At 64.4% G+C, this 16,446-nt stretch carries 11 protein-coding genes and 3 pseudogenes; 12 read left to right on the forward strand and 2 right to left on the reverse strand.

What is annotated here, in order from left to right; translation table 11 throughout:
- Window positions 1–197: 197 nt before the first annotated feature.
- The gene (locus tag P3H15_RS44850) at window positions 198–1,463 is read left to right on the forward strand and encodes an MFS transporter (protein WP_276143208.1); all 1,266 of its coding nucleotides are present in this window, start codon (window positions 198–200) and stop codon (window positions 1,461–1,463) included.
- A 449-nt stretch (window positions 1,464–1,912) separates the two neighbouring features.
- On the opposite strand, the pseudogene P3H15_RS44855 reads toward P3H15_RS44850, so the two are convergent.
- Together P3H15_RS44855 and P3H15_RS44860 are read right to left on the reverse strand one after the other, a co-directional pair.
- Window positions 1,913–2,164, reverse strand: a pseudogene (locus P3H15_RS44855) (hypothetical protein); the annotation flags it as partial.
- Between the two features lie 315 nt (window positions 2,165–2,479).
- Window positions 2,480–3,955 (reverse strand): aldehyde dehydrogenase (NADP(+)), encoded by a 1,476-nt coding sequence (locus tag P3H15_RS44860; protein WP_276143209.1) that lies wholly within the window; start codon window positions 3,953–3,955, stop codon window positions 2,480–2,482.
- A gap of 162 nt (window positions 3,956–4,117) precedes the next feature.
- Here P3H15_RS44860 and P3H15_RS44865 point away from each other — a divergent pair, with 162 nt between their 5' ends.
- The 11 genes and pseudogenes from P3H15_RS44865 to P3H15_RS44915 all read left to right on the forward strand — a co-directional run bounded on the left by P3H15_RS44865 (window position 4,118) and on the right by P3H15_RS44915 (window position 16,264).
- Window positions 4,118–5,254, forward strand: a complete 1,137-nt coding sequence (locus tag P3H15_RS44865; protein ID WP_276143210.1) for a CaiB/BaiF CoA-transferase family protein — start codon at window positions 4,118–4,120, stop codon at window positions 5,252–5,254.
- 49 nt (window positions 5,255–5,303) lie between these two features.
- Window positions 5,304–6,422, forward strand: coding sequence for an acyl-CoA dehydrogenase family protein (locus P3H15_RS44870; RefSeq protein WP_276143211.1), 1,119 nt, complete (start codon window positions 5,304–5,306; stop codon window positions 6,420–6,422).
- Window positions 6,423–6,428: 6 nt separating this feature from the next.
- Window positions 6,429–7,625, forward strand: coding sequence for a CaiB/BaiF CoA-transferase family protein (locus tag P3H15_RS44875; protein WP_276143212.1), 1,197 nt, complete (start codon window positions 6,429–6,431; stop codon window positions 7,623–7,625).
- Complete coding sequence (locus tag P3H15_RS44880; protein WP_276143213.1) at window positions 7,622–8,776, forward strand: zinc-binding dehydrogenase; 1,155 nt, start codon at window positions 7,622–7,624, stop codon at window positions 8,774–8,776. Before P3H15_RS44875 ends, P3H15_RS44880 begins: the two co-directional genes overlap by 4 nt.
- Complete coding sequence (locus tag P3H15_RS44885) at window positions 8,773–9,897, forward strand: glycoside hydrolase family 88 protein (protein WP_276143214.1); 1,125 nt, start codon at window positions 8,773–8,775, stop codon at window positions 9,895–9,897. Before P3H15_RS44880 ends, P3H15_RS44885 begins: the two co-directional genes overlap by 4 nt.
- 58 nt (window positions 9,898–9,955) lie before the next feature.
- Window positions 9,956–11,137: a GAF domain-containing sensor histidine kinase gene (locus P3H15_RS44890; protein WP_276143215.1), complete on the forward strand. Its 1,182-nt coding sequence runs from the start codon at window positions 9,956–9,958 to the stop codon at window positions 11,135–11,137.
- Window positions 11,134–11,772, forward strand: coding sequence for a response regulator transcription factor (locus P3H15_RS44895; protein WP_005560136.1), 639 nt, complete (start codon window positions 11,134–11,136; stop codon window positions 11,770–11,772). Before P3H15_RS44890 ends, P3H15_RS44895 begins: the two co-directional genes overlap by 4 nt.
- A gap of 122 nt (window positions 11,773–11,894) precedes the next feature.
- Window positions 11,895–13,214, forward strand: a complete 1,320-nt coding sequence (locus P3H15_RS44900) for an MFS transporter (RefSeq protein WP_276143216.1) — start codon at window positions 11,895–11,897, stop codon at window positions 13,212–13,214.
- Between the two features lie 660 nt (window positions 13,215–13,874).
- Window positions 13,875–14,096, forward strand: a pseudogene (locus P3H15_RS44905) (fructose-bisphosphatase class II); the annotation flags it as partial.
- A 41-nt stretch (window positions 14,097–14,137) separates the two neighbouring features.
- Complete coding sequence (gene fgd / locus P3H15_RS44910) at window positions 14,138–15,151, forward strand: glucose-6-phosphate dehydrogenase (coenzyme-F420) (RefSeq protein ID WP_276143217.1); 1,014 nt, start codon at window positions 14,138–14,140, stop codon at window positions 15,149–15,151.
- Window positions 15,152–15,416: 265 nt separating this feature from the next.
- Window positions 15,417–16,264: pseudogene (locus P3H15_RS44915) on the forward strand (3-hydroxybutyryl-CoA dehydrogenase).
- The last annotated feature ends 182 nt before the right edge of the window (window positions 16,265–16,446 follow it).

Here is a 16,446-nt window from a genome sequence, read left to right on the forward strand (position 1 = left end):
TGAACGCGGTCACCTTGATAGAAAGGTGTAGCCAGGCGGTCCCCCAGCGAACGCAGCTACTCAGATCAATGGCCCCCGTGCGACACCCGACGCGCCCACCCTCTTCAACCAAGCGGCCGATTCCCTTTCGCCGAGTTCCGGGTTTCAGCACCACCCGAACCGGAGCGATCGAGCCGAGATTAGACAGGAACGACCTCGTGCAGACAATTTCCACATCACCCGATCAGCAGATACGCAACCGGTATCGATGGGTAGTACTCGTACTCTGCTGGCTCGCCTTCACCATGACCTCCGTCGATCGCTCCACCTGGGGTCCGGCATCGGTGTTCGTCGGCGAAGACCTCGGCGTACCACTCGCCAGCCTCGGCGTGTTCGCCACCGCCTACTACATCGGGTATGTCTGCTCCAACGCCCTCACCGGGGTGCTGTCCGACCGATTCGGCGGCCGCGAGGTCGTCACCGCATCGCTTGTCGGCGCAGGTGTATTCATGATGATCTTCGGGTCGACCACGTCCGCGGCGATCGGTATCGGCGTCCAGGCCGTCGTCGGATTCTTCGCCGGCGCGGACTACGCCGCAGGCGTCAAACTCCTTGCAAGCTGGTTCCAGCCCAAGGAACTCGGCAAGGTCATGGGACTGTTCACCTCCGCCACCTCCCTCGGCACCGTCATCGCCAACACCGTCGTCCCGTGGATGATCAACCATTACAGCTGGCACGCCTCATACCGTCTCTTCGGAGCCATTTCCGTCGTGACCGCGATCGCCTGCTACGTGATCATCCGACCCGGACCGGTTGCCAACAGGCTCGCCACGACCGCCGACGGAAAACGTCCCTCCGCCTGGAAGACACTGACCACCAACCGCGACCTGATGTTGCTCTCACTCGCAGGGTTCGGCGGTTTCTGGGGCACATACGGATTCGTCACCTGGTCGAACGCCCTCCTCATCAAAAGCCATGGAGTTTCCGGCACCACCGCCGGATTCATCGTGGCCATGTTCGCGGGCGTGGCGGTGTTCAGCAAGCCGCTCATCGGAATGCTCGGCGATCGGATGGGCAGCGCCCGAAAGCCGGCGATCGTCATTCTCGCGTTGTTCGCCGTGATCCTGATCTTCTTCGGCACCCTGGACAACGTCCCGGCGCTCCTGATCGCGGCACCCATCCTCGGCCTGGTCGGCTACGGGTACCTGCCGTTGATCGTCGCGATGATTCCGCGTCTGGTCTCGAGCGAGGTCACCGGTACCGCCGCCGGCGCCTCCAACGCCTTTTGGCAGATCGCGAGCACCCTCGTCCCGCTCGCGATCGGCGCGGTCTTCTCCGCCACCGGCTCGTTCCTGGCGGCGTTCTCCGCCCTCGCCGTCGGACCGATGATCGGCGCAATCGTCCTGTACTTCGTCGACGAGGACGGCGGAAGGATCCCGGTCGCCGACCCGGCACCGGAACCTCCCGAGACCACCACGCACTGATACCCGCTTGCCACCACACGACGGCCTCCCGAGGGAGGCGGTCGTGTCGTTGGTTGCAGCGCACCGTCGGAAGTCACCAGCCAGGAACCGGCGACCAGCCAGTTCCACCAGCCCGTGGCCTTCTCCCCCATGCCCGTCGATAGTTACTGCTCGAAAACCGTTCTGGGTGCGGGCACTCGCAGCCTAGCGCCGTCCCACAGCACTCGCACACACCCTGTTCAACCCGAAACCGACTTCGGCACTGGGCACAGGCGTGGAAACCAGTTCTACATGCCACCGAGATGACCCTGCACTCGGACGGCTACTCCCGCGGGTGGTCATCGCGTCAGAGCGTTAGCCGAGTGCAGTACCGGACAGGACGTCGTCCCAGCTCTCGTCTGGTTGGGCGGGTTCGATGTCACCATCGTCGGCGAAGACCCCTCCTGGACACCGACGGCGGTCCGCGCGCACTAGGTCCAGTCGATGTGGACGGAGTCGATATGGTCGACATGGAATCCGAACTGGTCGCTGTACATGTCGAAGAAGCCCTTGTTCTCGGGGTAGTCGAGGGTGGCGTGCCGCTCGAGCAGTGCAACAACCCGGGCGTGATCGTCGTTCGCCAGTGCCGCCGCAAGTTCGCGGGACTCATCGCTACTGAACGGGGTATCCGAGTTCGCGAAATCCGATTTGCGGACGCGGTAGTCGTATCCCTCGTCGGCGCCGTAGCTCGCCGACCTCGGGCACCACAATCTCCGACACCATCGATCACCAAATTGTCTCCGCCAGCTGCGCGCCGCACTGCTCTACCTCTGGAACCTCTGAACTACTGCGACCGATACCCGTGTCGAACAGCGGGAACGACATGTCCCCACACCAGCGGCTCACCGACATCGCGACCGGACCTGACCACCCCGCCGCATCCCCGCATTACGCAAGGGGCCTCCGCCGTGGCCGGGCTGTCCGATGGCAGCGGTGAGCCGGTAGAGCTCTCTGTGGGGGTAGCTTGGTGCACCCAGAAAATGCCGGGGCCGTGGGCCCTACGACAGATGGCCGTTCACCCGCCGTGGGATACCCCACGGGTTCGCGTCGACGAGTGCGGGAGGCAGGTGCGCTTCGTGCACCGATTGGTATGCGACCGGCCGCAGGAACCGCCGGATCGCGGTTGCTCCGACTGAGGTGTGAACGGAGTTGGTGGCCGGGTAGGGGCCACCGTGGTGTTGGGCCCAAGTGACGGCGACACCGGTGGGCCATCCGTTCCAGATGACGCGCCCCGCGTAGTCTGCAAGTGCGTCAAGCAGGGCTGCGGCATCGGGGTCATCGTCGGTGCCGTGGACGGTCGCCGTCAGCGTGCCCGGCAGGACAGCCATCGTCGCGTTGAGTTCCGCGACCGATGTGTAAGTCACGATCAATCCGAACGGACCGAAGCACTCTTTGAGCAGCGCTTCTGGGCTTCGATGCAACGCCCGAGCGTCGGTCACGCCGATCACCGGGCGGACCGACAGATCGTCCAGATCGCTCTGCTCGGGCGATGACACCGGCCGGACGTCTGGGTGCTCGAGGATCTCCCGGGACACATCGAGGAAGGATTGGCGAATTCCTTTGTGCAGCAGACGGAACGAATCGTCTGCGATCGCGGTTCGGACGAGCCACTCGATCGAGCTCTGGTCGGGGACGAACAGAATCCCCGGTTTGGTACAGAACTGACCGGCGCCGAGGAGTAGTGATTCGAGGAATTGGCCCGCGATCTTTCCCGACCGTTCCGCAGCCGCAGCAGGTGTCACGAACACAGGGTTGATACTGCCGAGCTCACCGTAAAACGGGATAGGGTGCGGCCGACCGGCCGCCAGATCTGCCAGAGCCCGGCCACCCGATGTCGAACCGGTGAATCCGACGGCCGTGATGCGCGGATCCTGAACGAGCAGACGCCCGATGGCGGCGCCCCGCACTACCCCGAACGTGCCGTCTGGGGCGCCGCCCGCACGAAGTCCCTCGTCGATCGCCCGCGCGTAGGCGGCGGTCAATCGAGGCTGAGCGGGATGTGCTTTCGCGACGACGGGACAGCCGGCGGCCAATGCGGAAGCGGTATCTCCACCGCCGAGCCCGAACGCGAACGGAAAGTTACTCGCACCGAACACCGCGGCGGGTCCCGTGGGTACAAGCATCCGCCGCAGATCGGGGCGCGGAGCGGGAAGCGCGTCCGGATCTGCTGTGTCGATGATGGCCTCCAGCCAGGAGCCCTCCTCGACGACATCGGCGAACATTCGAAGCTGCATCGTGGTCCGCGAGACTTCGCCGCGAAGGCGCGCCTCGGGGAGCGAACTGTCGGCGGCCGCCAGCGGCACCAATTCCGCGCCGTTTGCGTCGAGTGCGTCGGCCATCGACCGCAGAATCTGTGCCCGCCGGCTCGGGTCCGTTCGGGCGAGTGACGTCGCGGCGGTCTCCGCGGCCGAGAGAATCCGCTCGTAATCCTCCGTGTTGGTGTCTGGAAGGGTCTCTATCGCAGTGGTTTCCATTGCTATTCCTGTCGAGTTCGGAGCGTCCCGTGCTGAGGATGTGGGCCTCAGTGTGCGGGAGAACGGGTGTGACGCCATACCTCCACATGGAGATGGTGTGAGTGCAGTCACGACGCCAGGATTGGCATCACACGAGGTACCGAATGACTTTGGAGGACGACGATGACCGCAACGACGGGCCCACTTGCGGGGGTTCGGGTACTGGACATGACACGCCTGGCACCCGGACCGTACGCGAGCATGCTGCTCGCGGATCTCGGTGCAGACGTGATCGCGATCGGTGGTGGTCGTTCCGGGCTTCCGGTGCCGGCACTGGCTCGAGGCAAGGAATTCATATCGCTGGATCTCAAGACCGAGGACGGCCGCCAGGCGCTGCGAACGCTCGTCTCGGAAGCTGACGTTTTCATGGAGGGATTCCGGCCCGGTGTTGCGGACAGGCTGGGCGCCGGCTACGCGGAACTGTCGGCCCTCAATCCGGGACTCGTCTACTGCAGCGTGACGGGCTACGGCCAGGACGGACCGATGGCGCACCGCGCCGGTCACGACATCAACTACCTCGCGATCGGGGGTGCCCTCGGTACCTTCGGCCCATCGGATCAGCCGCCGGTCCCGCCTTTGAACCTGGTCGCCGACTTCGCGGGAGGTGGGTTGCTGTCGGCCTTCGGCATTCTGGGCGCGTTGTACGACAGGACTCGAACAGGCAAGGGCAGGTATATCGATTCCGCCATGGTCGACGGCGTCCTGTCGATGATGGGAATGAACTTCGTCGATTGGCAGACGCCGACGCTGCCCGGCCGCGGTCGTGGTGTACTGGTCGGGTCGATGCCGTTCTATCGGTGCTATCGCTGTTCCGACGGTCGATACGTCGCGGTGGGTGCCCTGGAGGTGGCATTTTTCGAGCGGTTGTGGACCACCCTCGACCTCGGAGCCGTACCGAATCATTTCGACGAGTCCACCTGGGACCTCATCGAGAAGTCGCTGACCGCCGAGTTCGAGAAGAAGACGATGGTGGAGTGGACCGCGGTTTTCGCCGACGTGGATGCGTGCGTGACACCGGTGCTCGAACCGCACGAGCTGTCCACGTTCGACCAGATCGTGGCCAGGGATCCGGGATTCGCACTGGATTCGGTCCCGGTGGTCCCCGTGTTCTGCGGCGGACCGAAACGGCGCGTCACCGACACCCGTGTCAAGACCGAAGAAGTCCTGCGCCGCGCCGGACTTCCCGAAGATGTCGCCGGCCGTGCCGCCGCGGACGGCGTCCCACCCTCCGTGACGGGTCTGAGCTGGCCACCGCTGTGACCGTCGACTCCCGAATTATCACATTCCCCGCAGACACCAGGAGCAATTCATGAGTATCGAACACCGCGAGTTCCGCGCGAGCGTCCGCAAACTCGCGCAGACCAAGATCGCACCGCATGCCGCCGACGTGGATGACAAGGAGCGATTCCCGTCGGAATCGTGGGCGGCTTTGTGCAGCAACGACCTTCCCGGACTTGCGCATCCCGAGAGCCTCGGTGGGAGTGGAGCCGATCTCCTCTCCCAGGTCATCGCAGTGGAGGAAGTCGCAGCATCCTGCGCAAGCTCGGCGCTGGTGATGCTGGTCAACTGGGCGGGCACGTCCACAGTACTGAGTCAGGGCTCCGACGAGTTGAAGCAACTGGTGGTACCAGGTGTCGCGTCGGGCTCCGCTGGCGCTGCGTGGTGCATGACCGAGCCGCGCGTGGGATCGGACCTGTCGGCGATCGCGACGACCGCAATACAGGATGGTTCCGACTGGATTCTGAATGGGCAGAAGCGATTTATCAGTAATGCGCCGTGGGCCGACTGGTACGCGGTTTTGGCGAAGACCGGCGACAAGTCGCTCGGTGTCTTCATCGTGCACAAGGACGATGACGGCGTCAGCTTCGGTGCGCCCGAGAAGAAGATGGGAATGCGCGGCAGTCCGACGGCCGATGTCGTCCTCGACGGATGTCGGCTTCCCGCTGTTCGTGTCGTCAATGATCCCAATAAGGGGTTCCAGTACATCTCCGCGGAACTGAACGTCAGCCGCGCACTCATCGCGGCGCAGGCCCTCGGAATTGCGCAGGGCGCTTTCGACGCCGCCGTCTCGTACACGACGAACCGCGACCAGTTCGGCCAGCCCATTTCGCGCTTCCAGCTTCTGCGGGGCATGGTCGCCGATATGGCCGTCAAGATCGAGTCGGCTCGTTCGCTGCTTTACGACGCGGTCCATCTCATTCAGGACGGGGATCCGGCGGCGCGTGCGAAGGTGGCCATGGCGAAGCTGCTGTGCAGCGACAATGCCATGTCGGTGACCACCGATGCGCTACAACTGCACGGCGGTTACGGCTATGTGCGTGACTATCCGGTGGAGCGGATGATGCGCGACGCCAAGATTACTCAGATCTATGAGGGCACCAATCAGATTCAGCGACTTCTCATTGCCAAATCGGTTTACGGAAAGTAGGGCGTCGTGCAACACATTCAACAGCAAGCGCTGAGCGGCATCCGAGTACTCGATCTCGGCGAGATCATGCAGGCCCCCGTTGCGGCGCAGGTTCTCGGCGACCTTGGCGCCGAAGTGATCAAGGTCGAGCGAGGTGTCAATGGAGACATGCTGCGGGGCCTGGATCGCGATTCACTCGAGGCAGGTCGCCCAGGCGCCTATTTCGCCGCGGTCAACCGTAACAAGCGCAGCATCGCACTCGATCTGAAATCTGCTGAGGGAAAGGACATTCTGCATCAGCTGCTCGCGGAGACGGATGTTCTCATCCACAGCTACCGGACCGCGGCGGTCGAACGGCTCGGGTTGACATACGACGACCTGCAGGAGCGTTACCCCAGGCTTGTCTACGGTACCGCGACCGGATTCGGGGAAACCGGGCCGTATGCCCACAAGGCCGGCCAGGACATGCTCGCCCAGGCGCTCAGCGGGATGGCGAGGTCGTGCGGCGACCCGTCGATCTCGGCGTATGTGCATCCGGTGCCGACGGTCGATTATGCATCGGGTATGGCTCTGGCGCAGGGGATTTTGGCCGCACTGTTCGAACGCGAGCGTTCCGGCCGTGGTCAGAAGGTCAGCGTCAACCTCTTCGATACGGCACTGTCGCTGCAGACCCTCGAAAGTGCCTCGCTGCTGATGGACCGGCGTGAGACCAACTGGGTGACGGATTGGTACAGCGGCATCTTCGAGACGACGGACGGTTTGCTGCTGGTGCTCGGCCTGTTCCGCGAGAACCCCGTGCAGCTGGCGTGCAAAGCACTCGGCATCGACGATCTGTCCGTCCAGCCATCCTTCGCGTCGCCACAGCTCCAGGCCGAGAACAAGGAGGCCGCCAACGCGGTCCTGCGTCCACTGATCGCGCGGCTGAGCACCACCGGGGCGGCGGAATTGTTCGACGGGGTCGACCTGCTGTGCGCACCGCTGCTCACCCTGCAGGAGGCGCTCGATCATCCCCAGACGCGCCACAACGGCACACTCGTCGACGTCGATGTCGAGGGTATGCGGACGACCCGCCTGATTGGCAGTCCCGTCACTCTGTCCCGTACGCCCGCACAGGTACGCCGAGGGGTGCCTGCGGTGGGTGAACATTCCGATGAAATCCTGCGCGAGCTCGGAGTATCCGAGTCACGTGTCCAAACATTACGCAGCAAGGAAGTGATCCGATGAGTAATGCGACGCAGACGGACCCGGCGAGCCCGACCACCGGCACGGCCACAGCGATGGTGCTCGAAGGGTTCGGGCAGGCCATGGCCTCGAGGACGTTCCCACGCGTGGATCCCGACGCCGGCGCTGTGGTCGTCGACGTGACGCACGCGGGAATCTGTGGAACGGACATCCACCTGCAGCAGGGTCGCCTGCCTATTCCGGTGCCGGTGATCCTGGGGCACGAGGCGGTCGGTCGAGTGCACGCCCTCGGCGAGGGTCTCACGACGGACGCGCGTGGCGAGGAGCTTCGCGTCGGGGATGCGGTGTCGTGGGCGTCCAACATCCCGTGTGGGCACTGCTACTACTGCGAGGATCAGCAGGAACCGTCGCTGTGCGAGACCCGCAAGGTGTACGGCATCAATCAGTCTTCGGCCGACTGGCCCCACCTGTCGGGTGGGTGGTCCGAGCAGATCTACCTCCAGCCCGGCTCGACGATCGTCCGCATCCCGTCCTCGGTGACACCGCAGCAGGTGATCGCGCTCGGCTGCGCCGGACCGACTGCCGTCCACGCGGTGAACGGTATCGCCAAGCCTGATGCAGGCGATGTCGTCGTGGTACAGGGCAGCGGACCGGTCGGGCTGGCGTGCGCCATGTACGCCACGCTCGCCGGGGCGGCGAAGGTGATCATCGTCGGCGGACCGTCCAACCGTCTGGAGGTCGCGCGGGCGGCCGGCATCGGCGACATCCACATCGACATCTTCGCTGAGACGGCTCGGGCGGCCCGCCTGGACCGAATTCTCGCCGAAACGACGGGCGGTCGCGGTGCCGACGTCGTCATCGAGGCCGCCGGCGTGCCGACGGCGGTGTCCGAGGGCATCGACATCGCCCGGCGCGGCGGCAAGTACCTCGTCGTCGGGCAGTACACGGACCACGGCACCACTCCGATCAACCCCCACTACATCACGAAGAAGCAGCTCCAGGTGCTGGGCAGCTGGGCGTTCTCCCCGCACAATCACCTCGAATACGTCGAATCCCTACCCCGACTCGCGGCACGGTTCGACCTCGCCTCGATGGTCACCGAGTACCCGCTCGGGAAGGCGGAAGAGGCCATGGGTGCCATGCGGGACGGGCGCACGCTCAAGTCGGTTCTCGTGACCGGAGGTCAGTTGTGACCGGCTCCCGGTACACCGCCGCCATCCACGCGATGCTCGACCGTATCGACTCGACCGCCAAGCAGACCAGCGGCAAGTTCCCGCACTACGGTGACCCTGAATCCGGCGAATGGACCACCACCGCCGACGGAAACTGGACGGGAGGATTCTGGGGCGGACTGGCCGCACTCGGCTTCGTCGCATCCGGTGAGGAGCGCCTGTCGCGGCTCGCCGACGAGATCACCGAGCAGGTCCTGTCCCGGGAGAGCTCCGATACCGCCTTCCGCGGCTTCCTCTTCTGGTACGGCGCGGCGGTCAACCACCTCGTCACCGGAAGCGCGAGCGCATCCGAGATCGCACTGGCGGGTGCCCGCGGGCTGCTCGCCAGCTTCAACGATCGAGCGGGCGTGATCCCGCTCGGCGCGGAGGCGGAGGAAGCGGAAGCGGTCGGGGAGGGCGCCGCGAACATCGACGCCGTCCCGGGCACGGTCGCCCTGCTGTCGTGGGCGGCGGCGCAGACCGGCGACCCGCGGTTCCTCGACGCCGCGATCCGTCACGCGGAGCGGCACATCGAGTTCTGCATCCGGGCGGATGGTTCGGTCTGTCAGTCGGCGCTGTTCGACACGTCCAACGGTGCGCTCTTGCGCCGCTATACCCATAAGGGCATGAACGACGACAGCACCTGGGGTCGGGCGCAGTCGTGGGCGATGGTGGCGTACGCCCAGGCCGCGCAGTGGGCGTCGCCGTCCTTCCTGCCGACTGCCGTTCGGCTGGCCGACTGGTGGCTGGACCGCACGCCGAATGCGGGAATCGTGTCATGGGACTTCGACGCCGGCACCGGGCCGGACGTTCCGATCGACACGTCCGCCACTGCCATCGCCGCTGCCGCGCTGCTGAAGCTCGCCCGACTGGTTCCCGACCGGACCGACTTCCGGGACAGGGCCGTCGCCCACGTGGATGCGCTCCTCGACCACCTCACCCCGACCGGACCGCACGACGGCAGACCGGCAGGGATCCTCGTGGACGGTTGCTTCGACAAGCGCCGGGACTTCGCTATCCGGAACGAGCTGATCTGGGGCGATTACTTCCTGCTCGAGTGCCTGATCAGCCTGGACGGCCGGTCCGATACTCTGACACTGTGACCCAGCCGACATGAACGGGTTGCCCAATGCCGGGGGGAAGAAGGATCGAGGAAAGCCGGTGTCGGAAAGTACGCGTACCGCAGCTCACGAATTCAAGCACTCGGATGTCAGGACGTCCATCCTCGACGACCTCGCGCTCTCGCGTGCCGAACTGCTCGTCCTGACGGACGAAGCGTCGGCCATGACCACGGCAGGTCAGCGCATCCGGGAGATCGGCGACTTCGACATGTCGCTCGTCGGGCGCATCGAGGTCGACGGCGCGATGGTTCACCGCAGTTGGCAGGGGACGAAGAGCAACGCTCTGCACCGACTGGTCGTGCCGGAGGGGGTCGGACTCGGCGGAAAGAGCATCATGCTGCAGAAACCTGTCTGGGTCCGGGACTACCTTTCCGACGCCGGAATCACTCACGACTTCGACGCGCTCGTGGAGCAGGAGTCACTACGAGGAATGCTCGCAGTGCCCATGGTGTACGAAGGTCGTGTCCTCGGTGCCGTGTACGTCGGCACCCGGGAGTATTCGTCATTCGGTGATCGAGTCATCGCGGAGATCCAATCGACCGCCGCGACTGCCGCCGTCACTCTTGTCAGCGCACAGAGGGCTGCAGCCCAGACGGAGCTGGCGATCGAGGCCGAACGGAATCGGCTTGCCGAATCCCTGCACGATTCCGTGAGCCCGGTCCTCTTCCGGATCGGTGCCGAACTGCAGAGTCTGCGTGCACTGGGCGACGCTCAGGCGATCCACGATCGGCTGCAGGAGATCACTGATCAGGTACACGCCGTCAATGCGTCGATTCGCAGGTCGCTGACCGACCTCAGCGCTCGACCTCCCGAGCGGGAACTCCCAGTCGGCATCGAGGAGGACTGCCAGTCGTTCGCGCTTCGGACCGGCATCCCGGCCCGTTTCGTGCCGTTGACGGAATCTCCGGATCTCGACGTGAGCCGCGTCGAGGCCCTCCAGCGACTGGTCCGGGAGGCGCTCGTCAACGTCGAAAAGCACGCCGACGCATCCACAGTGGTGGTCAGCTTGTCGGTTCGGTCGGGCAGGGTGACGGTCGTCATCAGCGACGACGGCCGGGGCGTGGACGGGGCCGACGACCCGGTGCGGGGAAGCCAATTGGGGCTCGGGCTGGCTGCAGGACGGCTCGAGCGGCTCGGTGGCGGCATGTCCGTGGTCAGCGACGACGAAAACGGCACCACCGTGCGCGGCTGGGTAGACGCAATCGACGGGTCGGGTGCATGACCGAACCCTCGAAGACGATCCGCATCCTCGTCGTGGACGATCATCCGATTGTGCGCGGGGGGGTGGAACTTCTGGCGCGGGAGGACGTGAACCTCGAAGTCGTGGGAGGTGCACTGACCGGCGCCGCGGCGGTCGAGTTGGCCCGCGCCCTCCCCGTCGACGTCATCCTCCTCGATCTGCGACTTCCCGATATCCCTGCACCCGAACTCATTCCGCGACTACGGCGGGTCGCGCCGCACGCGCGGATACTGCTGTTCACCGCGTTCGCCGATCACGGCGCCATCGATCTGTTGATGGAGGCGGGTGCGGACGGGTGCCTCGTCAAGGACATCAGCGGGCAGGACTTCGCCACGGCCATTCACCGCGTGTCCGGCGGAATCCGGGTTGTTGACCCGAGACTGGCCGGATCGCGAAGAGTCGTGACATCCGAGGCTCTGTACCGGGCCGGCCTGACTCGGCGCGAGTACGAGGTGCTGCGTTTCGCGGCAATGGGTAACAGCAACCCCGAAATCGCTCAGGAACTGTCCCTTGCGCGGAACACCGTAAAAACCTATTTGCAGAGCGCCATGCAGAAACTGAACGCGCGCAATCGCGTCGAAGCCATTGCGCGTGCCCACGAACTTCGCTTGCTCTGAACGCAATTCGTTCACCCGGCAACACATCCCCACCTCTCCACCTGGAGATGTTGTGTGTCCTGGATCACCCATACATTCGAGCCACAGGAATCATTCCGCACTTGTGGCAACGGAGGCCATACATGTTCACAATGTCCCAAACCTCGAAAGTCGGATTTGCCAGCGGTGTCGGTACGACAGTCGAATGGTACGACTTCTTCATCTACGGCACTGCGGCCGGACTCGTGTTCAACAAGATCTTCTTTCCCGAGTTCGACTCCCTGATCGGCACTTTGCTCGCCTTCGCCACGTTCTCCGCCGCCTTCGTTGCACGTCCGATCGGAGGAGTGGTGTTCGGCCACTTCGGTGATCGGATCGGACGAAAGTCGATGCTCGTCATCACCCTGACCATCATGGGCTTCACCACCCTCGGAGTCGGGCTGCTCCCGAGCTACGAGTCCATCGGCGTCGCCGCGCCGATCATTCTCGTGACCCTGCGCTTCGTGCAGGGCCTCGCGCTCGGTGGCGAGATCGGCGGGGCGATTCTCATGGCCGTCGAACACGCGCCTGCCGGCAAACGCGGTTATTTCGGCAGCTGGGTGCAGATGGGGGTGCCGGCGGGATTGATGTTGGGCAACACGGTCTTCCTGTTGATGGCCGGGCTCTCTCCTGAAGCGTTCGAATCCTGGGGTTGGCGAATTCCCTTCCTGATCGGGGGTGCGTTCGTCGCGATCGGCCTCTTCGTCCGACTGCACGTCGGCGAAAGCCCGAACTTCGATCGCGTCAAGAAGAACGCAAAGTTGGAGAAGCTGCCCATCGGGGTAGTCCTTCGCCACTACCCCAAGCAGGTCCTCCTGACCTGTGGTGCCTACTTCGCCATCGGGGTCACCTTCTACGGCACCACGGTGTTCGGTCTCAGCTACGGCGTCGCGCAGGTCGGCTACACGCGCAACCAGATGCTGACACTCGTCCTCGTCGCCATGGCGGTCACGTTCGTCGCGCTGCCGTTCTTCGGCAAACTGTCGGACTCCTACGGCAGGAAGCCGGTGTTCCTGGCCGGAGTCGTCGCAATGCTGCTGTTCACCTTTCCGTGGTTCTGGCTGGTGAACAGCGGGTCCTTCCTGCTGGCGATGGTCGGGTTCGTGGCGTTCTGTCTCGCCTTCTCGACCTCCTACGGCCCGCTCGCAGCATTCTTCGCCGAAGCTTTCGACACCCGCATCCGCTACACCGGAATCTCCTTCGGGTACACGATCGGCACCCTTGCCTCGAGCGCTCCCGCGCCGATCGTCGCCACGTACCTGCTGGATCGCACCGGCTCCTACGTCGCCGTCGCGCTGTTCATGGTCGCAATGTGCGCCATCTCCGTCGTCTGTGTGATCGCCATGCGGGAGACCTACCGGCAAGATCTGTCCGACAGCGACGAAGCCGCGGGCCAGGAGCGATTGTCACCGACTTCCACTTAGGCGGCTTCGCCGCCCGTGCACCTCTTTTGGTGACTTCTCCGTGGGTCGGGTCCGGTCGGGTAACTGTGGTCACCCCCGAGGCTGAGTGTCGCGAGCGCGATAACCGGTCTCGGGGGCGTGGGGCCCGCAGTGTCGGGCCTCGGCGAACCACAGCGAGACCAGATCCGAGAGCAAGCTCCACGATCCACAGGTGAAGAAATGCTAGCAACTCGACATCCCAGGGCCGTAAGTTGTCACGCGGGCGGGGGTAGGTCGGTAATCCCAGGCGATGTGTTCGTCGCAGTCGTAGTCGTTGCGGTGTCGGAGGCAGCCGAGGAAGATACCGACGAGGCGGTCCCGAGGGCGTGCAAGGCTTGATGGTGTGCAGGTCTCTGGCGGCGCGCCGCTGGTCGTAGAACCTGCGCCCGCCGCCACGCTATCCCACAGACATACGAACGATCCGGCGGATCTGCGGGCAACGCACCTACCAAGCCGTCGGCGGTCAGATCGTTCCGCCACTGTTCGCGCATGGCGGCGAGGAGCCGCGCGCGTACCTCGTGCACCTGCAGGCACCCCCGAATCTGTCGGAAGACTTCGGTCCACTGCTCGACGCGGGGATCGACGACTTCGGCGGCGTGTCCCCGATTCACCCAGCGCTGATCACGCAGGCGGTCGCCGAAGAAGCTCGTCACCCAGAAGTACTTCGTTTCCGGAGACAACGTGTTCTTCTGCGCGACGGGTGTCACCGACGGCGACCTGCTCCGCGGGGTGCGATACGCCGCCGGCGGAGCCTCCACCCAGTCGATCGTCATGCGATCCAAGTCCGGCACGGTCCGGATGATCGACGGACGACACAGTCTGAACAAACTCCGTGAGTACTCCGCGGTGAACTTCCACGGCTGACGACCCACTTCCGTACACACACAGAAAAGCAGGAAATGCACATGACCGCAGAACTCAAGCTCGGGTACAAGGCGTCGGCGGAACAGTTCGGCCCACGTGAACTGGTCGAACTCTCGGTGCTCGCGGAAAGTCATGGACTCGACAGCGCCATGGTGAGCGACCACTTCCAGCCGTGGCGGCACAAGGGTGGCCACGCCCCGTTCTCCCTGGCGTGGATGACGGCCGTCGGTGAGCGGACCACGAGGATCCAGCTCGGCACTTCGGTTCTGACCCCGATATTCCGGTACAACCCCGCCGTCATCGCGCAGGCGTTCGCCACGATGGGCCTGCTCTATCCCGGACGGGTGATGCTCGGGGTCGGCACCGGTGAGGCGCTCAACGAGATCGCGACCGGGTTCGAAGGCGATTGGCCCGATTTCAAGGAACGTTTTGCCCGCCTGCGCGAATCGGTGCAACTCATGCGCGAACTGTGGAAGGGCGGCCGGGTCGACTTCGACGGTCAGTACTACCGCACCACCGGCGCCTCGATCTATGACGTTCCCGTAGAGGGCATTCCGGTGTATATCGCGGCAGGCGGTCCGGTCGTCGCCCGCTACGCCGGCCGTGCGGGTGACGGATTCATCTGCACCTCCGGTAAAGGCATGGAGCTCTACAACGACAAGTTGATGCCAGCCGTCGCCGAGGGTGCGCAGAAAGCCGAACGGAAGGTCGAGGACATCGATCGCCTGATCGAGATCAAGATTTCCTACGACACCGATCCCGCACAGGCACTGGAGAACACCCGATTCTGGGCGCCGCTGTCCCTGACACCCGAGCAGAAACATGACATCACCGACCCGATCGAGATGGAGGCCGCCGCGGATGCGCTCCCCATCGAGCAGGTCGCGAAGCGGTGGATCGTGGGCGCCGACCCGGACGAAGTGGTCGAGGCGATCAAGCCCTACATCGACGCAGGACTGAACCACCTGGTTTTCCACGCTCCCGGTCACGATCAGAAGCGCTTCCTCGAGTTGTTCGAGCGTGACCTGGCGCCCCGGCTGCGGGGGCTCGGCTAAATCACCCCAGCCCGTCACCGCACCGTCCAGCCAAACACCGCGGTGACCGTCACCGCACACGTCCAGCCATGGACAGTGCGATGACCGTCGGCGGCGCACCAGGTGTTCGGCCTACAGAGTGGTTGGAATTTGCTTCCCAACCACTCTCCCGGGCCGTATGTCGCCAAGGCCTGGTGCGCCGCTGTACGACTTTTTCACCGACACCCATACCTATGCGCCAGAGCCGATCCAGTCGCTCGACCAGCCTGAAGACCAGGGAGATCACGTGAAGAGAGTGGGCGTCATCGGCGGCGGGACAATGAGCGCAGGGATGTCGGAAGTAGTTGCACGAGACGGTGATTCAGTGACCATCCTCGAACGCGACACCACCTCGGCCACGGCCGCAACGGACCGTATCCAGTCCCCCCTCGCCCGTGCCGTCAAGTTGGGACGACTCGACAACAACGCCTCGGCGGACATCTTCGCGAGAATCAACGTCACACTCGGTATCGAAGACTTCGCAGACCACAACCTCGTGATCGAAGCCGCTCCCGAGATCGAAGCCATGAAGCTCGACCTCTGCCGCACCGTCGACGACATCGTCAGTCCCTCGGCAATTCTGGCAACAAATACCTCCGCCATTCCGGTCATCCGGCTCGCAAACGCCACCCGAAACCCCGGGCGGGTGATCGGCGTCCACTTCTTCAACCCAGTGCCCGTCCTGCCGCTCGTCGAGATCGTCGTCAGTCTCACCACCGCAGAACACGTGGTCGACCACGTCACTACCTACGTACAAGAGCGGTTGGGAAAAGGACCATCCGCGCGGGGGACCGGGCAGGTTTCGTCGTCAACGCCTTGCTGATTCCGTACCTGGTCAATGCGATCAGGATGCTCGAATCCGGATTCGCCAGCCGGGAAGATATCGACGAAGGCATGACCAGTGGCTGTGCCCATCCTCTCGGACCTCTGACACTGTGCGACAGAATCGTCCTCGATGTCGTCCTCGCGATCACCGAATCGCTGCACGCTGAATTCCGGGAGCAACAGCACAGCCCGCCGCCGTTGTTACAGCGCATGGTCGATACCGGTCGTCTCGGTAAGAAGACGGGCCAGGGGTTCTACTCCTACCCATAGTCCAGACCGCCCGTCGACGAATGGGCGGCCAGAATCAGTCCCGGCGCCGGCAGCAATCGAGTGCCCATATTCCCCACCCCGCAATAGGAGACTTCTGCCCGTGTCGATCACAGACGACATCCACGTTCTCACGCAACCGGTTCATCCCGCCGACTGGACCGAACTGGACACCAAGGCCGTCG

The sequence above is a fragment of the Rhodococcus sp. T2V genome (assembly GCF_029269925.1).
GTDB classification, from domain to species: domain Bacteria; phylum Actinomycetota; class Actinomycetes; order Mycobacteriales; family Mycobacteriaceae; genus Rhodococcus_F; species Rhodococcus_F koreensis.